A 17,219-nucleotide genomic window follows, 5' to 3' on the forward strand; every position below is an offset into this window, starting at 1 on the left:
GACGATCGACGTTCGATGAAAGCCCGGATTTCACAGCCAAAATGCAACCAGAAACGTTTTCCGGACTTTGGCACTTGGTTTGTTGCAAATAAGAAATGAATTACGCATCCCTTTTACCTCCCCAATGGTCACTTACAAAAACATAAATCTATTATTTTGACTCAACCGGCTTTTCCCGGTTTCGTAAATTGTAGTATAAACCATAATTTCGGGTTCTGGTAATTTGAATACCCCCCTTTGGATTAATCAATAACTACTGGCAATGAAGAAACTTATTCTGTCCTTCCTGTTCATTATTCCCATATTTGTTTTGGATCTGAAGGCCCAGCTTTCTCCCTACTTTGAGTTTCAGTATCTGTATGATGATGCTACGGAACTTTTTGACAAGAAAAAGTTTGGCGCCGCCCAAAAAAAAGTAGATGCTTTTCTCCTGGCTGAGCAAAACATCCGTGGGGAAGATCGCGACAACGATCTCCACGCCAACGCGCGTTTTATCCAGGCAGTGAGTGCCTACCACCTCGATCGAAACGATGCGGTGTCGCTGATGGAGCAATATATTTTCGAATTTGACGAAAATACTAAAGCTGCCCTGATGGGTTATTATCTGGGCAAATATCATTTTGACCATAAAAAATACGGCTTGGCTATTCAGCCGCTGGTGAATGCCTACAATTCCGGGGCTCTCCCCCAGGACCAGCTGACGGAGGCCATGTTTATTTTGGCTTATGCCTATTTTAAAGAAGGCAACAATAGCCAGGCAATCCACTATTTTGAGCTTGTCTCCACTACCGAAAACAAGTATAAGGAAGACGCCCTCTATTACCGGGCAGTTATCCTCTATCAGGATCAGGAATATAATGAGGCCTATTTCGCATTCAAAGACCTGACCACTTCGAAAAAGTATGGGGAAGAGACGCAGGTATATCTCGCCAATACCATGCTTAAACTCAAAAAGTATGACGAATTGTACATTCTGGCTGATGACCTGATTGCCCGTCCGCGGGTAAAAGGCAAAGATGCGCAGATTTACTATATCGTCGCTAATGCCAGTTTCGAAAGATATGACTATCCCCGTACGACAGAGTTTTTTGGCCAGTACGTAACAAATAAGGGAAAGATGAACCGTACCGATTATTTTCGATACGGTTTTGCCCAATATAAACAGGACAAATATGCTGATGCTGTCCCCAATTTTCAGAAGGCGCTGATCCAGATCCAGACAGACTCGCTGACTCAGGTCGCATCCTACTATCTGGGATTTTGTTATTTGAAACTCAAAGACAATGAAAACGCAAAAATCGCCTTCCAGAAAGCTTCTCAGGGTGAATCTTCTGGCAATAAGGAAATCAGCCAGGATGCGCTGTACCAGTATGCAAAGGTCGCATTTGCGACAGGCGACTATTCAAATGCGCTGAAAGCCCTGACTTCCTTTGCCGAAAGGTATCCAAGGGCTGCCTATATCGACGAAATCCAATCGATGATCGGAGAGACCTATCTGATGACCCGCGACTATCCCCGGTCTATCAAATACTTCGAATCCGTGCCACGCAACACCTCCCGCGCAAAAAAAGCCTATCAGCTGGTATGTTATTATTATGGTCTCGATCTCTATGAAAGAGGAGGATTTGAAAGCGCCGTCCCATTTTTCCAGAAAGCCATTGCCAATGATTTTGATAAAGATATGGCGGTGAGTGCGCAGTACTGGCTCGCCGAAGCCACATATCGCAATGAAAATACCAAAGGAGCGCTTTCTGCCTACAATACCTATCTCGGGATGAAAGGCGCTGCTGCCAATGAATACTACGCCAATGCCTACTATGGACAGGGTTGGGCGTATTTTAAAGAGAAAAATTATACCGCCGCCCGCCAGGCTTTTGATAGTTTTATTCAGAAAGGTGGCCGTACAGCAGAAAAAAATCTGATCGTTGATGCACACCTTCGTGCCGGAGACTGTCTGTTTCTCCAGCGCAATTATGCCGGCGCTACCAATTACTATCAGCAGGTGATCAACTTCCGCTATACGCAGGGAGATTATGCTTATTATCAGTTGGGTGAAGCGGCTTACCGCCAGAGCAATTATCAGAAGTCCGTGGAAAACTTTGACCTGCTGATCAAAACTTTCCGCACCTCTGACCTTCGCGATGATGCGCTTGACCGCATTTCCGAGGTTTATGCAACCTGGATAAAAAACAACGCCCAGGCGATTAAATATTCCAAAATGCTGGTGGAGGAATACCCCAAAAGTCCGCTTGCAGCAGATGGTTACAACCGACTGGCGTTGGCGTCCTACAATGCAGGCGATACAGACGGTGCGATCCGTTACTTCAAAAAAGTAGTAACCGACTATGCGTCAGACAAAAAAAATGCACAAAGTGCACTTGACAACCTGGCGGGACTTGTTTCAGAATCCGAGTTTGACAAAATCCTTCGCGACTACCGGAACCAGAATCCCAATATGGATAACAACCTCGCACAATTGGTGTTTAATACAGGGAAAGACCGGTTTTTTGCGATGAATTACAGTTCCGCAGTCGATCAGTTTACGACTTATATCAACGACTATAAAAACGGGCCGGATTACTTCGAATCTCTGATTTTCAGGGCACGCGCGTATCGGGAACTAGGCAAATTTATCTCTGCATTGGACGACTACAAGCAGATATATACAGCGACGACCAGAAATGATTTCTCCAATATCGCACTACTCGAAGCGGCAGAAATCAAATACGAACAAAAAGACTATACACAGAGTCTTCAGCTATACCAGACCCTTGACCTTCAGGCGGGAAAACTTGAAAATAAAGTTCAGGCAAAATTTGGCGTAGCCAAAAACTACCGCGCGCTGGGCGATTACAAGCTTGCGCAGGACGCATTGGTGCAGATCGCCAATAATAACGAAGTCGCAGTTTATTCGAGAACCAAAGCGCAGGTGGAAATCGGGCAGTGCCAATATCTCGCAGGGCAACTTCAGTCGGCAAAAGAGACTTTTGCCAAAGTTGAGCAAGAATTTAAAAATGCCTTTGGTGCTGAAAGCCAGTATATGATCACAAAAATTCTCTTTGATCAGGGCAAACAGTTTCAGGCAAAAGGCCAAAATGACCTTGCCACCGGAAAGTTTGAAGAAGTAAAAGACGCAGCCATTTACATGGCCAACAACTATTCAAGCTTCAACTACGAAAAGGCAAAAACTTTTATCGTAGCCGCCAGCGCCTATTATGAATTAGGAAACGTCTTTCAGGCCAAAGGCACACTCGAAAGTTTGATCAACGAGGCGCCCTATGACGATGTCAAAGCTGAAGCCAGAAAAATCCTTGCAGAAATACAGGCAAAAGAAGGAGGCAACTAAGCGCGATATCCCGCACCATCTGTTTCATGAAGAGTTTTAGTTATTAATTCAAAAAAAATGAAAGTCAGAAAATATATCATTGCCGGTTCGTTTATGCTTATGGCCTGGGGGGCAATACAGGCACAGGTTGGAGATCCTCTGGGAGGAAAAGATACACTGACACTTGAAAATGAGAGAATTGAGGATGTGATCGAAAGCACAAAGCCATTTCTGAAACCCCCTTATCAGGAATTGGAGAAAGCCAAGACCGAAGAAGTGAAATTTGACTCCCGCGACTTCTACGTCGAAACCGACTTTGAACCTGCACCACCCGATATCCGGGAAGTAGAGAAAGACAAAGAAGAAAAACTCAAAAACAATATGGTCAAACTGGGATTTGGCCGGTTTGCCACACCTTTTGCCAACATTTACATCAACAATGGCGAGAATCGGGATGTGGACTATGGCTTTGAGTTTGGACATATTTCGGCTCATCAGGACAACCTCATCCCACTGCGGGAATTTCGCAGGGACTATGGAAGTCTCCAGGCAAGTATGGTCGCCAAAGAAAATACCTTTACCGCTCAGGCCAAATTGCTGAATTCCAGCTACTTTAATTATGCCAATACGGATACTATTCCTTCCGATGGCTTGAAAGATTCACTTCAGATGGGATTTACCCATTTTGGTATACAAGGCATACTTGCCAGCAATTATGACAGAAGCCGCAATTACGAATTTGAAGTAGGCACAGGCATTAAGTTTCACAACGACCGCCGCGACAACTCAGAGTTTCACTTTGACCTGGCACCAACCGGAGGTTTCCGCATTACGCCAGATGTCATGGTTGGAGCCAAAACAGGTTTTAACTTTGTAAGAGGCAAAATCAACCGGGCAAATCAAAACCGGGTACTGCTTTCAGCCCGGCCAGCCGTTACTTATGACAATGGCGACCTCATGATCACCGGAGGTGTGCAGGTAAACTACTTCAACAACAGCGCAGATTCGGCAGGGGTATCTCAGTTTGGCCCGGCAATCGAAGCTTCTTACGAATTTGTACCAGACGCTATCGCAATTGTAGCAGGTTATACTTCCGGAATGGTCAACAACCATTACTTTGGGATGATTGAAGAAAATCCCTATGTCGCTACCAACGTCGCGATTAAACCTGGAATTGAAAAGATGAATATCTACGCTGGGCTCGAAGGGAACCTCAACAACAAAATTGATTTCGCAGCCAGAGCCTACTACAAACGAATTGAAAACCAACTGATTTATGACAATAGTGTAGACGGAAGATACTTTGCCGCTGTGTATGATTCTTCCATGACGGTAGCTGGTATTCACGCCGAAATCAATTACGACCTGAAAGACAATATCCAAGGGGGGGTAGCCCTCAATATCAACAATTATACGACCAGTACCGTTGCCAAATATTATGGGGCATCGCCAGTCAGACTCGACTTCTTTGCAGCTTATACTTATGATAAAAAGCTGACCGCCAAGGGAGAGGTATTTGTATTTGGCCCCCGTCCGATGGGCATTGATTCAATTGGCGAAATAATCAGGCAAAATACATTTATTGATATAAATCTTTCTGCGGACTATAGAATAACAGACGGATTTTCTGTATTTTTGGGAGTTGAAAACTTACTGAGTACCAAATATCAGAGGTGGAACAACTACATTGAGCGACCGATTGATATTAAAGGAGGAATTACACTGGCATTTTAAAAGCTTTTTCGATTTCCTTCGTTATCAAATTGTCGGTACCCCAAAAGGTAGTTTCTGCCGATCATTATGTATATGGAACTGAGCGTAGAAGTATATCTGACCAGTGCTTTCAGAGAGCTAGATGCTTTTGCGCTGCCTAAGATTGGGACATTCAGGAAAATAAGGAAAGGTGCGCATATTTCGGATGACGCTTCGCTGGTTTTTCCTCCGGAGGTAGAAATAGAGTTTCATCCGATTCCTGATCCCAGACTGGATTTGACTTATTACCTTCGGGATCATATACATATTGAAATTCATGAGGCTGAAAGAATTGTTCAAAGCATTTATGAAACAATTCTTAGAAGTTTAAAAGAATTTGGTTACTTTGAGGTTTCAAAAATTGGCATGCTCAAAGAAGACCAGGAGCATATTCTGAAGTTCTTTACGTATCACTCTAAGGATAATGTACTGGCAGATGATTTTTTTGGGCTTACACCTGTGCGATTTTCTCAAAACAATCAGCTTGTACTTCACCAAGGCGAAAACCCAACATACATGAAAAACGATTATAGCGCTGAAAAAACGATGAACTTCAGCACTGTTGGATGGAAAACTTTCTTGCTCATTGCTCTGATTTTTACCCTTGGCTTTCTCGTTATTAATCAAGGCCCTTTTATTAAACACCGATCCAGTATTGGAAATGGCGCGCTTGCCATTCGCCCGTTAGAACCGCCACGAAGTAGTTTTCATCGCAATCTCCTTTCAGAGAATGGCGATGATTCACTCGCTTTAACTTTTCCCGATGGTACGCTGGCAGATGCGGAAACAGAAGTCCTTGACGGAGGTTCTCCTGCTTCGACCCAAACCGAGTCACAACCTGCCATTGACCAGCCCCTGGCAAGTCAACAGGAAAAGGAACTTCCCGCGATCGATGACTCACGCTTATTTTCAGATAATACCAATGCGCGGCTTTCTCAGGAAGCGCTTGGTAGTCCCCGTGGTCAGGACCTGGGAAATACCCGCGGAACTTCAACCTCCGATGGATATGGCAACGTTTCCAATCTTTCTGTACTTGATACCGCAAAAAAACAACAGACCCGCGAGCAGCCTGAACCAAGCGCGGCCAGACTGTTGCCCGAAGTTAAAAACTACCACCTCATTGCCGGAAGCTTTGGCACACTATCAGCTGCACAAAAATTTGTAAATCAAATGAAAGGCGAAGGCGCTGATGCTATTATTCTTTTTCCTGTGAAAGGTACTACCCAAACATACCGGGTCAGTATTTATCGAAACAGCATCCGGGCAAAAGTGGAAGAATATGGCGCAAAACAAGAAAGGCTTGGACTTAAATCCGGCTGGATATTTGAAGAGCGCTAATACAAATGATATCGTTTATAAAATCCCGCTACAACCCGTAGCGGGATTTTTTTTTTCAACTAAGTTCACTAACCTTGTACAAGAATAAAAAAAGCATCTTATGAAGCCTATCTGGGGAATCGATCTGGGTGGAACCAAAATTGAAGCCGTAGTTCTGGACACTGATAAAAATTATGAAGTCATCAGCCGCATGCGCATTGATACCGAGGCGAGCCACGGCTATGAGCATATTGTCAGCCGTATTCTCCATTTGCTCACGCTTGTGGAAAAAGAAACAGGCCTGAAACCCCATAAGGTGGGGATGGGGACTCCCGGTGCGATTGATCCGGATCTCGGAACTATCAAAAATAGTAATTCGACCGCCCTTATAGGAAAACCCCTGAAATATGACCTGGAAAAACAAAAAGGCATTCCTTTTTTCCTCGCCAATGATGCCAACTGTTTTGCATTGGCTGAATCAAAAATGGGCGCAGTACCGGAAAGAATAGCGAATGCTGAAGTGGTTTTTGGGGTGATTATGGGAACGGGGGTAGGCGGTGGTGTCGTCGTAAACGGGCATGTGATCAACGGGCGGCACAGTATTGGGGGAGAATGGGGGCATAATTTTCTCGACGAATCAGGCGGCCCCTGCTATTGCGGCAGAATTGGGTGTGTCGAACAACTCCTTAGTGGCCCCGCTTCAGAAAGATATTACAAAAATAAAACCGGAACCTTCCGTAAACTCCGGGACATTTATGCCCTTTCGCAGGAAGGCTCCGATCCGATAGCAACCGAAACAATCGATCGGTTGATCCACTTCTTTGGCAAAGGTCTCGGTCCTATTATCAATATTCTTGATCCTGATGCAATTGTCATTGGCGGTGGAGTTGGGAATATTGACAGACTGTACACAGACGGAGTAGAAGCAGTGAAAAAGTATGTATTCAACACCCGCATGGAAACCCTTTTCCTGAAGCCCAAACTGGGCGACAGTGCCGGAGTATTCGGTGCAGCGATGTTAGTTGAATAAATCTTTTCAACTATTTCCTCGACCCAGTACCCAGCCAATCGCTCCGCCGGCAAGTCCAAAACGAAGCACCCAAACAATAGTGTCCACGATGACAGAAAGGTAATCCATATTGGTATTGAGGGCAAAAAATTCCAGATTCATACTTAGTCCAATCAATCCTCCAATAATCGCCCCGGCTTTAAGCCCTCCCATAAATGTGCTGATGCCTGCCCATCGCATAAATATGAGTGTATAAAGTGCTGCCCATATAAGGCTTGCAACTACCAATAACAGCATGAGCGGCATTTCCCTTGCTGTAGGATTGGTACCATGCGCTTCGAAAAAACTGCCAAGCAGGGGTTCATAAAACAAATAGGCCAGAAAAAAAATCGCAACTGCTCCGGCCAGTGTTGCCAGCGAAAATTTCTTAATGTCCATAGTAGTAGTAATTAAGTGACAGATGACTCATTGTCAGCACTGTAAAACAGTACTTCTATCCTAATATAACTATTTTATCCGAAAAACAGAAGTATGTCCCCTACCTTTTCAGCAGAGTCAAATCAAACTCCAGCAACCCCTCAGCATCAAGCGTGGAGGTGAAACTGTATTTTCCATCATAAGAATAAACCCCACAACCGGCTGGAAAACCAGATACTTTTGCTTTTCGCGTTTTGGGATCAATCGCATATACCCGCCAGTCTTCGGTCAGGTAGGCAAATAAATCTGCGGTCTCAATATCTTTTACCAGGCCTGTTTTTTCCATATACTTCAACCGCTCTTCACGGGATAACCCCCATTCCAGCCGTATATCTGAAGCTACATACAACTTACCTTTACACCATCCATTGAGCGAAATACCGCCCGGGTATACTTCTGTATTAAACAGCTCTTCATAATTGCCCCATTTATATACAGAAATATCCGGATGCCCTTCTCCGGAGGATGATACAGCCAGAAATCCTTCATGCCCTACCATATCATCCACCTGCATATATGCGCCTAAATGAGGAAGCGTATCCGTAATTATGCCTCTCGTAATATTCAGGTAGTAGGCATTTGTTTCGAAATTTTCCTGATCCCAACTAGACAAAATGATGCCTTTATCATCCGTACTCCACGTAAATGTTGTGAAATACATCTCCGCAGGCAACTTCAATTCCCGTAAGATTCCAGCCCGTACCGGATCCACAAAATACAACATGGATTGTTCATCAGCTCTTACCAGGCAAGCGAGCCTGTTGCTTTTGTTTGCCCATTCGACTTTCGTTTTATAACCGTTAAAGTGAATGGTTTTCACTGTGTCCTGGGCATATATGTGCCCCATTAATAGTAGTAAAATCAGCAGTAGTTTTCTCATATCTATTCAATTAATTAACGAATTAAGGTAATGGTACCGCCACGGGATATTTGAGTACCATTATTCAGTACGGCATTCAGCGCATATACATATACGCCTTCCTGAACGGCAAGTCCCTGGTTATTATAGCCATCCCAGCCATCACTCAGACTATTTAATGTGCGAACTTTTGTACCCCATCTGTCAAAAATATTCAACTCCATGGAGACCAACCCTTCTCCAACCAGATAAAATACATCATTATTTCCATCCCCATTGGGGGTAAATGCATTTGGAATAAAAATAACACCATCCGGCACAACTTCAAAGGTTAGTGTCGCGGTATCAGGACAGGAAAATCGGGGATCATAAGCCGTAAGTTTTACTGTATAAATTCCCGGTTCTGTGTAGAGGTGAGAAGGGTTTTCAAGATTGGATATAATTCCTGACTGATCGCCAAATATCCATTCGTAAGCAACTGAATATTGGGACTGATTCACAAAACGGATCATCCCCTGTGAAAGTAATATGGGCTTGTCTGTAGGAATATTTGTCACAAAATCTGCAATTGCAGGTGCCTCTGCAGCAATGGCTACGGCCAGCGATGTTGCACAACCATTAGCATCAGTAACCACAACCGTATAATTTTGGTCGCCTGCCAGACCTGTAGCCAATGGTCCTTCCTGCGGTGGTTGTGTCTGCCATTGATACGTAAACACCGGAAATCCGCCGGAAGCATTCACCAGGGCACTGCCATTGGCTTCCAGACAATACGCAGCTTCCGTTTCGACAACTTCAACCTCAATCGGGTCAGGCTGACCAACGATCGCAGAAACAACCGCCTCACAACCATTGGTATCCCGAACAATCGCCTGATAATTGCCGGCTCCTATTCCGGTCAGGTCCTGCGTAAATGAACCGTTGGACCACTGATAGGTATAGCCAGGCGTGCCTCCGGTAACACTCGTCTGAACCCTACCATCCATTCCACCATTACACTTCACATCTACAGGGAGGGCATCTATGGTCAGAATTTCTGGCTGGTTGATCGTTGTTTGTCCCTGTATGGCACATCCGTTGGAATCCGTTACGGAGACCGAATATATCCCTGCCACAAGGCTTCCAATATTGACTTGCGTCGCGCCTGTTGACCAGTCATACGCATAAGGGGGAGTCCCGCCACCAACCAATGCAGTTGCCGAACCGCTGGCCTCACCAAAACACTTTACATCTTCGGGCGACATGGTGATGACCAATGGAAGCGGATCATCCAGAAAAACAGAAGCGCTATCTACACATCCATTTACATCGCCGACGATCACCTGATAGGTGCCCTCCCCCAACCCGTTGACAGACGGCGTATTGGGCAAAGCGCCATTGTTCCAGCTATAAGTGTACGGCGCTGTACCACCTGAAAAACTGACAACGGCAAACCCATTCGTGCTGCCAAAACACAGCGGTACACCAAACGAATCTATCGCAGCGATCAGGGCCTCTGGCTCACTGATTACAACATCCAGCGAAGTGGTACATTGTCCGTCATCAACCGTTGCGGTATAAGTTCCTGCTACCAGCCCCGTGATGGCCGGACCATTTCCCCCGGTATTCCAGGTGAATGTATAATTTCCTGTACCGCCGGTGGCGACTACCTGTGCTGCCCCATTATTCAAACCAAAACAGGAGACATCGGTAATCACTCCCGGTGTCAGTGCGGGGGCGGCCTCATCGACCAGGGTTACAGAGGTTGTATCAGCGCAATTGTTCTGATCTGTGACAATCACGGTATAAGTTCCCGCGTCCAAAGCAGAAATGGACGCACCAGACTGCACAGGATTCGTTTGCCAGAGATAGGTGAATGCGCCGGTTCCACCTGTCGCAATCGCAGAGGCCGTTCCGTTATCATCGGAACAGGTTTCATTGGCAAAGGAAGTCTGTATGGAAATAGCCGCAGGCTCATTTACCACATAAAAAGCTGTAGCCGAACAACCGTTTTGATCGGTTACCAAAAGATTATAGGTGCCGGCGGGCAAATTATTAATAGAAGCGCTATTAAGCGCCGGATTATTGTTCCACAAATAATCATATCCCCCGACTCCGCCAGTTGCAACGACAGCAGCACTGCCATTGCTCAGCCCAAAACAGGTGGCATTGCTCCCACTGGTGGAAAGTGTCATAACAGCGGGTTCGTTGATCACCGTTGAAACGGTTGACTCACACCCATTTGCATCGCGGATCGTGGTGGAATAAGTACCGGCAACCAATCCGCTAAAGGTATGAATGACGGAAAAACCTGCACCATTGGGGCCATACAAATAAGGAGCCGTACCCCCGGTACCCGTAAGCGTAAAACTCCCGGTGCTATTTCCGTTACAGTCAACGTTTGCCAGTGAAGTGATGGTGCCATTCAGCGGAAGAGGTTCACTAATAGACACAGTTGTGGTTCCTATACATCCATTGCCATCGCGGATAAAAAAGCCCGGCGTTCCCGCTGCAAGGCCGGTAAATGTACCTGAAGTCTGCCAGATGATCCCATCTGCAGAATATTCGAAACCTCCATTTCCCCCCGTGCCCAGTAAGGTGACCGAGCCGGTATTACTGCCATTGCAATCTACATGAGTGATGGAAGCAATCGTGGCACTGATGGGGGCAGGCTCAGTTATCGTAAAAGGAATCGTTGCCTCACAATTATTGCCATCACGTACGGTAAAAGTATAGGTGCCTGCCATAAGCCCGGAGAAAGCATTCCCCGAACTAAAATTCACCCCATCTACCGAATATTGCCACGCACCGGTGCCACCCGAACCAAACCCTACCACACTGCCGGTAGCGGCTCCGGGACAGTCTGCAGGGGTGGTCGCAAAAATATTCGCAAATAGTTCAACCGGCTCAGTAAGCGTAGTCTGGATAAATGCCGGACAACTATTAACATCGGTAACTGTCACCACATAATTTCCGGCAGAAAGACCAGTGAAGTTCCCGGTGGGAAAAAAATTAGTGTTATCTGTGGAAAACTGATAGGGTGCGGTACCGCCACTGGCACTTACAGTGAAAGCACCGTTGTTTGCGCCATAGCATAACAGATTGGTCTGGGAAGTCAGCGTTACTGTCGGTGCATTTATCGCAGAAACTGTTGTCACGATCTGTGTTTCACAGCTATTCCCATCCCGAATGGTCACCGTATAAATACCAGGAGCAAGATTTGAAAATGTACCCGTTGGTATAAAGTTTATCCCGTCAATCGAGTACTGATACCCAAATCCCCCTCCGGTTGCGGAAACAGAAAACGATCCGGTTGGCAACAGACAATCCGAATCAAAACTTTCACTGATAAGCGCAGTCAATGGGCCGGGCTGCGTAATCGTGACGGAAGAATTGGTAATACAATTGTTGGCATCACGGACGGATACGGGATAAAAACCTGCCGGAAGATTATTAAAGACACCCGTTGGCTGATAATTAACTCCGTCAGCGGAGAATTCATACCCTCCGGATCCTCCCGAGGCTGAAAGCGTAAATGCACCGGAAGTATCGCCAAAACATACAGGGTTGGTTTGTGAAATGACGGAGATCAACAAAGCCGGAGGTGCCGTCACCAATACCTGAGCGGTATCAGCACAACTGTTGACATCGGAGACAATCACAGAATAGTTCCCAGCAGAAAGATTATTTACCACCGGGGTAATTCCCACTGCGGGCGTCCAGGCATAACTATAGCCAGGCGTTCCACCCGAAACCGTAGCGGTAACAGAACCATCACTGGCGTTACTACAGGTAATATTGGTAGCAACAAGAGAAACTGCTGGTTTGGGTAAGACGGTAATACTCACCGTCTCCACATCGGAGCCGCACAAATTACTGACCGCAAGTGAGTACGTTGTGCTCGCCGGTGGCGAAGCAATCGGGTTCGCAACGGTTGCATTGCTCAACCCCGCAGCTGGTGTCCAGGTAAATGTCGAATTTGCCAGGTTTGTACCGCTGGCATTCAGCGGTATCGTACTTCCGGCACAAATTGCCAATGCGGGAAACTGATTGAGAGATGGCGGCTGAGAAACAATTACCGGTACGTTGGCGCTGTACACACAGGTAGGCGTGGTTACGGTCAGTGCGTAATTGGTATTTACAGCAGGACTGGCCACTGGCGCCGCGATATTCGGATTGCTTAAGCCCGTTGCCGGCGTCCATAAATAAGTAGCTGAGGAAGGGGCCACATTAAAAGTCAGAGAAGCATTCAGCGCAACGGAATTTCCCAGGCAAATGGAAGGGCTGGCAGGGGTAACCGCAAGGTTGGCTTCTGAAATAATATTTACAGTTGCGGAGGACACACACACCCCTTCGGTATAAGTCACGGTATATGTCCCCGGACCGGAAACGGTAGCTAGCGGACTCGCGATATTGGGGTTGGAAAGCCCCGTAGCAGGCGTCCAGCTAAAGGCACCATTTCCCGGCGAACCATTCACCGAAGCCGCCAGTTGGACAGATTGATTTACCCCCGGGCAAACCGTTGTATCAGAAGCCGTTACAGAAACATTATCCTGAACATAGATCAGATATCCCACTACCTGCTGACCAAAAACCGGGCAGGCATTGTCAGCGACGGTTACCGTAAAGGAATGCGTACCCACATCTGCTGTGGTTGTTGGCCAGGAAAATGTAGCGGTGAGGGGGTTGGTACCTGACATGGTCAATGTAGCGCCGGGAATAGTGGAAGCCAGGTTTGTCAGCCCAGACAATTGGTCAACGGCATTATTATCTGTAGCGGTAATGGAAAAACTCAGCGTATTTCCTGCACAAACGGTAAAGGTGTGGCCGTTGAGGTTTCCCCCGCTGATAGCGGCGGGAGGGTTTAAAACCGGCGGATCATTCAGACAGTTGATCACCACAATCTGAAGGTCGCGCATGGTGGTACCGATGAGTACCCCATTGCGGTATTGTTTTACCAGCACCGTGACGATGCTCTGCTGGGTACTCCCTGGAGTAAAGGACAGCTGCCCCGAAGCAGGGTCAAACCCGAAACTATTGGGGGGCGTGGTACTGATCGGATAAGAAGGCGAAAACGGTGAATAATACAATACTTGAGTGGGCACGCCTAACGTCAATTCGAGCGGATTGATCAGTTCATAAGCGAGGGAATCTCCATCAGGGTCGACCGCACCGTTGTTGTACAAAATTGGTTCACCTGCACATACATAAGGTGTTGGAATAGAAGTAAATACAGGTGAGCTGTTGCAGTTAGCTGCAAGATTGTTGAGTGTTGCTTCGACGTAGGTTTCAGTACCGCCGGAAATAGAGGTAATCGGTGCATTGGTAATGGCACTGTTGCGGCAACATTGCGACCAGCTAAAAACCCAGTCACTGCAACTGGCCGGAAGCGTTATGACTCCGGTATAAATATACTGCTCTACTCCGGGCAGGAATCCGCCCTGACAGGCACTGTTGGGTTTTTGGGCAGGGCAAAGCGGAGATATATCAACCGCGCTGACCTGATTTACTGTCAGGGTAGTATTTACCCCGCAAGACACAGAGCGAATACCGATGGAGTACGTCGGCTGTGTGGTAATCCCGGCACAATCCCGATAAAATGCCAGGGTAATCTGGTATTGATTTCCCCCCAGACACTGGTAGGTCAGGTCAACCCCCATCGCATGAGTCGCATAAGATTTTTGGACAGGGAAAAGGGAAAAAAGTACAATAGAGAAAAATAGAGGCAACAGGAAACGAAGACCAGAGGTTTGCATAGGGAGGTTTCGGTAATTTGGAATGAGTTTCTATCCTCTAACGCAAATCATCAGGAATTCCGTATGTTTGAAAGGTTCTGTATTTTTAAAAAATCAACATTACAGAAGCTTCAAGCCGGAACACCACATTAATCCTAAAGCCTTGAAATACCTCACCCGTACCATCTGGATTCTTTCGCTGGTCAGCCTTTTTACCGATACCGCCAGTGAAATGCTCTACCCTATCATGCCCGTTTACCTGGAAAGTATTGGCTTTTCGGTTGTGCTTATCGGTATTCTGGAAGGGGTTGCAGAAGCAATAGCGGGCCTGAGCAAAGGCTATTTTGGAAAATACTCCGATAATATAGGCCGGCGCGCGCCTTTTGTTCAGGTTGGCTATATGCTCAGTACCATCTCCAAGCCGATGATGGCGCTGTTTGTCTTTCCCCTCTGGATATTTTTTGCCCGTACCATCGACCGCTTTGGAAAAGGAATCCGCACCGGGGCGCGGGATGCATTACTCTCAGACGAAGCCACGCCCGAAACCAAAGGCAAAGTGTTTGGATTTCACCGATCCATGGATACGTTTGGAGCAGTATTGGGGCCACTTCTGGCATTGGTGTACTTATATTTCTATCCGGAAGATTACAAGACCTTGTTTTATATCGCCTTTATTCCCGGGCTACTGGCTGTTCTTTCTTCTCTGCTGATAAAAGACAAATCGCCTAAACCCAAAAACGATGTAAAACCTACGGGAATTTTTTCATTTATCTTTTACTGGAAAGAAAGCCCGGCTATTTACCGAAAGGTTGTGTTCGGCTTATTGGTTTTTACGCTGTTTAACAGTTCTGATATGTTTTTGCTGCTCAAAGCCAAACAGTCGGGGCTTGATGATACGATGGTCATTGGGTTGTATATTTTCTACAACCTGATCTACGCGCTTTTTGCTTTTCCGCTGGGAGTACTCGCCGACAAGATTGGGCTCAAAACGATCTATATTACCGGACTGGGCCTGTTTGCGATTGTTTATATGGGTATGGCACTGAGTTCAAATACGTATGTGTACTTCGGCTTATTTTTCCTCTACGGCATCTATTCGGCAGCTACAGAAGGGATTTCCAAAGCCTGGATTACCAATATCAGCGACAAAAAGGACACTGCCACGGCTATTGGCACTTATGTCGGATTTCAGAGTATATGTACGATGCTTGCGAGTTCGCTCACCGGTGTGATCTGGTATCAGTTTGGCGTATCGGCGGCATTTTTAGCTTCCTCTTTGGTAACGGTTGGAGTGATGTTGTATTTTGGGTTGGGAATAGATCGAGTACCGGGGAAAGGAAATTAGACATTTTTACCTATCGTAACCGCGGTTACGGTAACCACGGTTACGGAAAAAATGTATATTTACAGCATGAAGTTTTATAACCGTGAATCAGAACTCCAACTCTTGCAAAAGATCAGGAATCAAAGCCGTAGCCAGTCACACATGACTGTGTTAACCGGTAGACGACGGATTGGAAAAACCCGCCTCATCGTGGAAAGCATGGAGCAAAGCCCCTTTCTGTATTTTTTTATTTCCAGAAAAGAAGAACGACTTCTATGTGAAGAATTTACCGAACAAATACGAAACGTACTAAACATCACGATATATGGAGAGATATGGCAATTTAAGGATCTCTTTGACTTGCTTATCAATCACGCAGCTCAAACACCTTTTACACTCGTCATAGATGAGTTTCAGGAATTTTTTCGAATAAATCCTAGCATTTATGGTGATATACAGCGAATGTGGGATTTGAATAAAGATCGCACATTCATGAACCTGATTCTAAGTGGTTCTGTTTATTCGCTGATGCAAAAAATATTCAAAAATATGAAAGAACCGCTTTTTGGCAGGGCAAATGAGCTTCTTTACATCAAACCTTTTTCTGTAAAAACCTTAGCCGGGATTCTCAATGAACATTCTCCCGATTTTTCGCCCCGCGATTTGCTGACCTTTTATATGCTCACCGGAGGAGTTCCGCGGTACGTAGAGATTTTTGTAGATAAACAAATATTGTCCCATGAATCCATGCTCAACGAAATTTTTAGAGAAAATTCACTTTTCCTGGAAGAAGGCAAAAACCTTCTGATTGAAGAATTTGGCAAAGAATATACAGTTTATTTTTCCATTCTTGCACTTATCGCCTCCTCTAAAACTTCTCGTGTTGAGATACAATCGGTCCTGCAAAAAGATATTGGCGGATACCTCGATCGCCTTGAAAATGAATACCGGATCATCCAACGTGTCCAACCCATTTTCGATAAGCCCGGGAGTCGCACAGTCAAATATTATATTTTTGACAACTTCCTTGCGTTCTGGTTTCGTTTTTTATACAAACATTCAACCACCGTTGAAATTGGCAATTTTGATTATTTAAGACGAATAACGGATCGAGATTTTCCTACTTTCAGCGGACCATTTCTGGAGAAATATTTTCATGAAAAACTGGCTGCCACCGGTCTTTATTCCTCCATTGGGCGTTACTGGGAAAAAGGAAACCTTAACGAAATTGATATTGTAGCAATCAATGAAATGGAAAAAACGGTGCTGATTGGTGAAGTCAAACTAAACAAAAAACAATTTTCGAAAGAACAACTCCAACTCAAATCCAGCCAGATTTTGCGAAAACTTGCCGGATACGAAATTCGATACCGGGGATTTTCGCTTGAGGATATGTAACCTGCTATTGATCATAAAAACCATATTTACCCATAATCTCAGAA

General features: G+C 45.7%; 9 protein-coding genes. 6 read left to right on the forward strand and 3 right to left on the reverse strand.

The genetic code is table 11. The annotated features are described in order from the left end of the window. The first annotated feature begins 262 nt into the window (after nucleotides 1-262). The 4 genes from R3D00_20460 to R3D00_20475 all read left to right on the forward strand — a co-directional run bounded on the left by R3D00_20460 (nucleotide 263) and on the right by R3D00_20475 (nucleotide 7,424). Entirely contained in the window at nucleotides 263-3,346 is a 3,084-nt protein-coding gene (locus tag R3D00_20460) for a tetratricopeptide repeat protein (protein MEZ4775570.1), read from the forward strand. A 57-nt stretch (nucleotides 3,347-3,403) separates the two neighbouring features. Continuing rightward, on the forward strand, nucleotides 3,404-5,059 hold the full coding sequence (locus R3D00_20465) for a TonB-dependent receptor (protein MEZ4775571.1): 1,656 nt from the start codon (nucleotides 3,404-3,406) through the stop codon (nucleotides 5,057-5,059). A gap of 72 nt (nucleotides 5,060-5,131) precedes the next feature. Further along, nucleotides 5,132-6,415, forward strand: a complete 1,284-nt coding sequence (locus R3D00_20470) for an SPOR domain-containing protein (protein MEZ4775572.1) — start codon at nucleotides 5,132-5,134, stop codon at nucleotides 6,413-6,415. 100 nt (nucleotides 6,416-6,515) lie between these two features. After that, nucleotides 6,516-7,424, forward strand: a complete 909-nt coding sequence (locus tag R3D00_20475) for an ROK family protein (protein ID MEZ4775573.1) — start codon at nucleotides 6,516-6,518, stop codon at nucleotides 7,422-7,424. A 6-nt stretch (nucleotides 7,425-7,430) separates the two neighbouring features. On the opposite strand, the gene R3D00_20480 is transcribed toward R3D00_20475, so the two are convergent. The 3 genes from R3D00_20480 to R3D00_20490 form a co-directional block, all read right to left on the reverse strand. Beyond that, nucleotides 7,431-7,841, reverse strand: coding sequence for a hypothetical protein (locus R3D00_20480; protein ID MEZ4775574.1), 411 nt, complete (start codon nucleotides 7,839-7,841; stop codon nucleotides 7,431-7,433). 100 nt (nucleotides 7,842-7,941) lie between these two features. Further along, entirely contained in the window at nucleotides 7,942-8,760 is an 819-nt protein-coding gene (locus R3D00_20485) for a hypothetical protein (protein MEZ4775575.1), read from the reverse strand. A 14-nt stretch (nucleotides 8,761-8,774) separates the two neighbouring features. Continuing rightward, nucleotides 8,775-14,474 (reverse strand): gliding motility-associated C-terminal domain-containing protein, encoded by a 5,700-nt coding sequence (locus R3D00_20490; GenBank protein ID MEZ4775576.1) that lies wholly within the window; start codon nucleotides 14,472-14,474, stop codon nucleotides 8,775-8,777. Nucleotides 14,475-14,616: 142 nt separating this feature from the next. Here R3D00_20490 and R3D00_20495 point away from each other — a divergent pair, with 142 nt between their 5' ends. Continuing rightward, the gene (locus R3D00_20495; protein ID MEZ4775577.1) at nucleotides 14,617-15,798 is read left to right on the forward strand and encodes an MFS transporter; all 1,182 of its coding nucleotides are present in this window, start codon (nucleotides 14,617-14,619) and stop codon (nucleotides 15,796-15,798) included. Nucleotides 15,799-15,864: 66 nt separating this feature from the next. Then, complete coding sequence (locus R3D00_20500; GenBank protein ID MEZ4775578.1) at nucleotides 15,865-17,175, forward strand: ATP-binding protein; 1,311 nt, start codon at nucleotides 15,865-15,867, stop codon at nucleotides 17,173-17,175. Nucleotides 17,176-17,219: the final 44 nt, after the last annotated feature.

Source organism: Bacteroidia bacterium (genome assembly GCA_041391665.1).
GTDB lineage: Bacteria > Bacteroidota > Bacteroidia > J057 > J057 > JAGQVA01.

Coding starts and splice junctions, on each gene's coding strand:
- R3D00_20460 (MEZ4775570.1), top strand. CDS start 263: ATGAAGAAACTTATTCTGTCCTTCCTGTTCATTATTCCCATATTTGTT.
- R3D00_20465 (MEZ4775571.1), top strand. CDS start 3,404: ATGAAAGTCAGAAAATATATCATTGCCGGTTCGTTTATGCTTATGGCC.
- R3D00_20470 (MEZ4775572.1), top strand. CDS start 5,132: ATGGAACTGAGCGTAGAAGTATATCTGACCAGTGCTTTCAGAGAGCTA.
- R3D00_20475 (MEZ4775573.1), top strand. CDS start 6,516: ATGAAGCCTATCTGGGGAATCGATCTGGGTGGAACCAAAATTGAAGCC.
- R3D00_20480 (MEZ4775574.1), bottom strand. CDS start 7,841: ATGGACATTAAGAAATTTTCGCTGGCAACACTGGCCGGAGCAGTTGCG.
- R3D00_20485 (MEZ4775575.1), bottom strand. CDS start 8,760: ATGAGAAAACTACTGCTGATTTTACTACTATTAATGGGGCACATATAT.
- R3D00_20490 (MEZ4775576.1), bottom strand. CDS start 14,474: ATGCAAACCTCTGGTCTTCGTTTCCTGTTGCCTCTATTTTTCTCTATT.
- R3D00_20500 (MEZ4775578.1), top strand. CDS start 15,865: ATGAAGTTTTATAACCGTGAATCAGAACTCCAACTCTTGCAAAAGATC.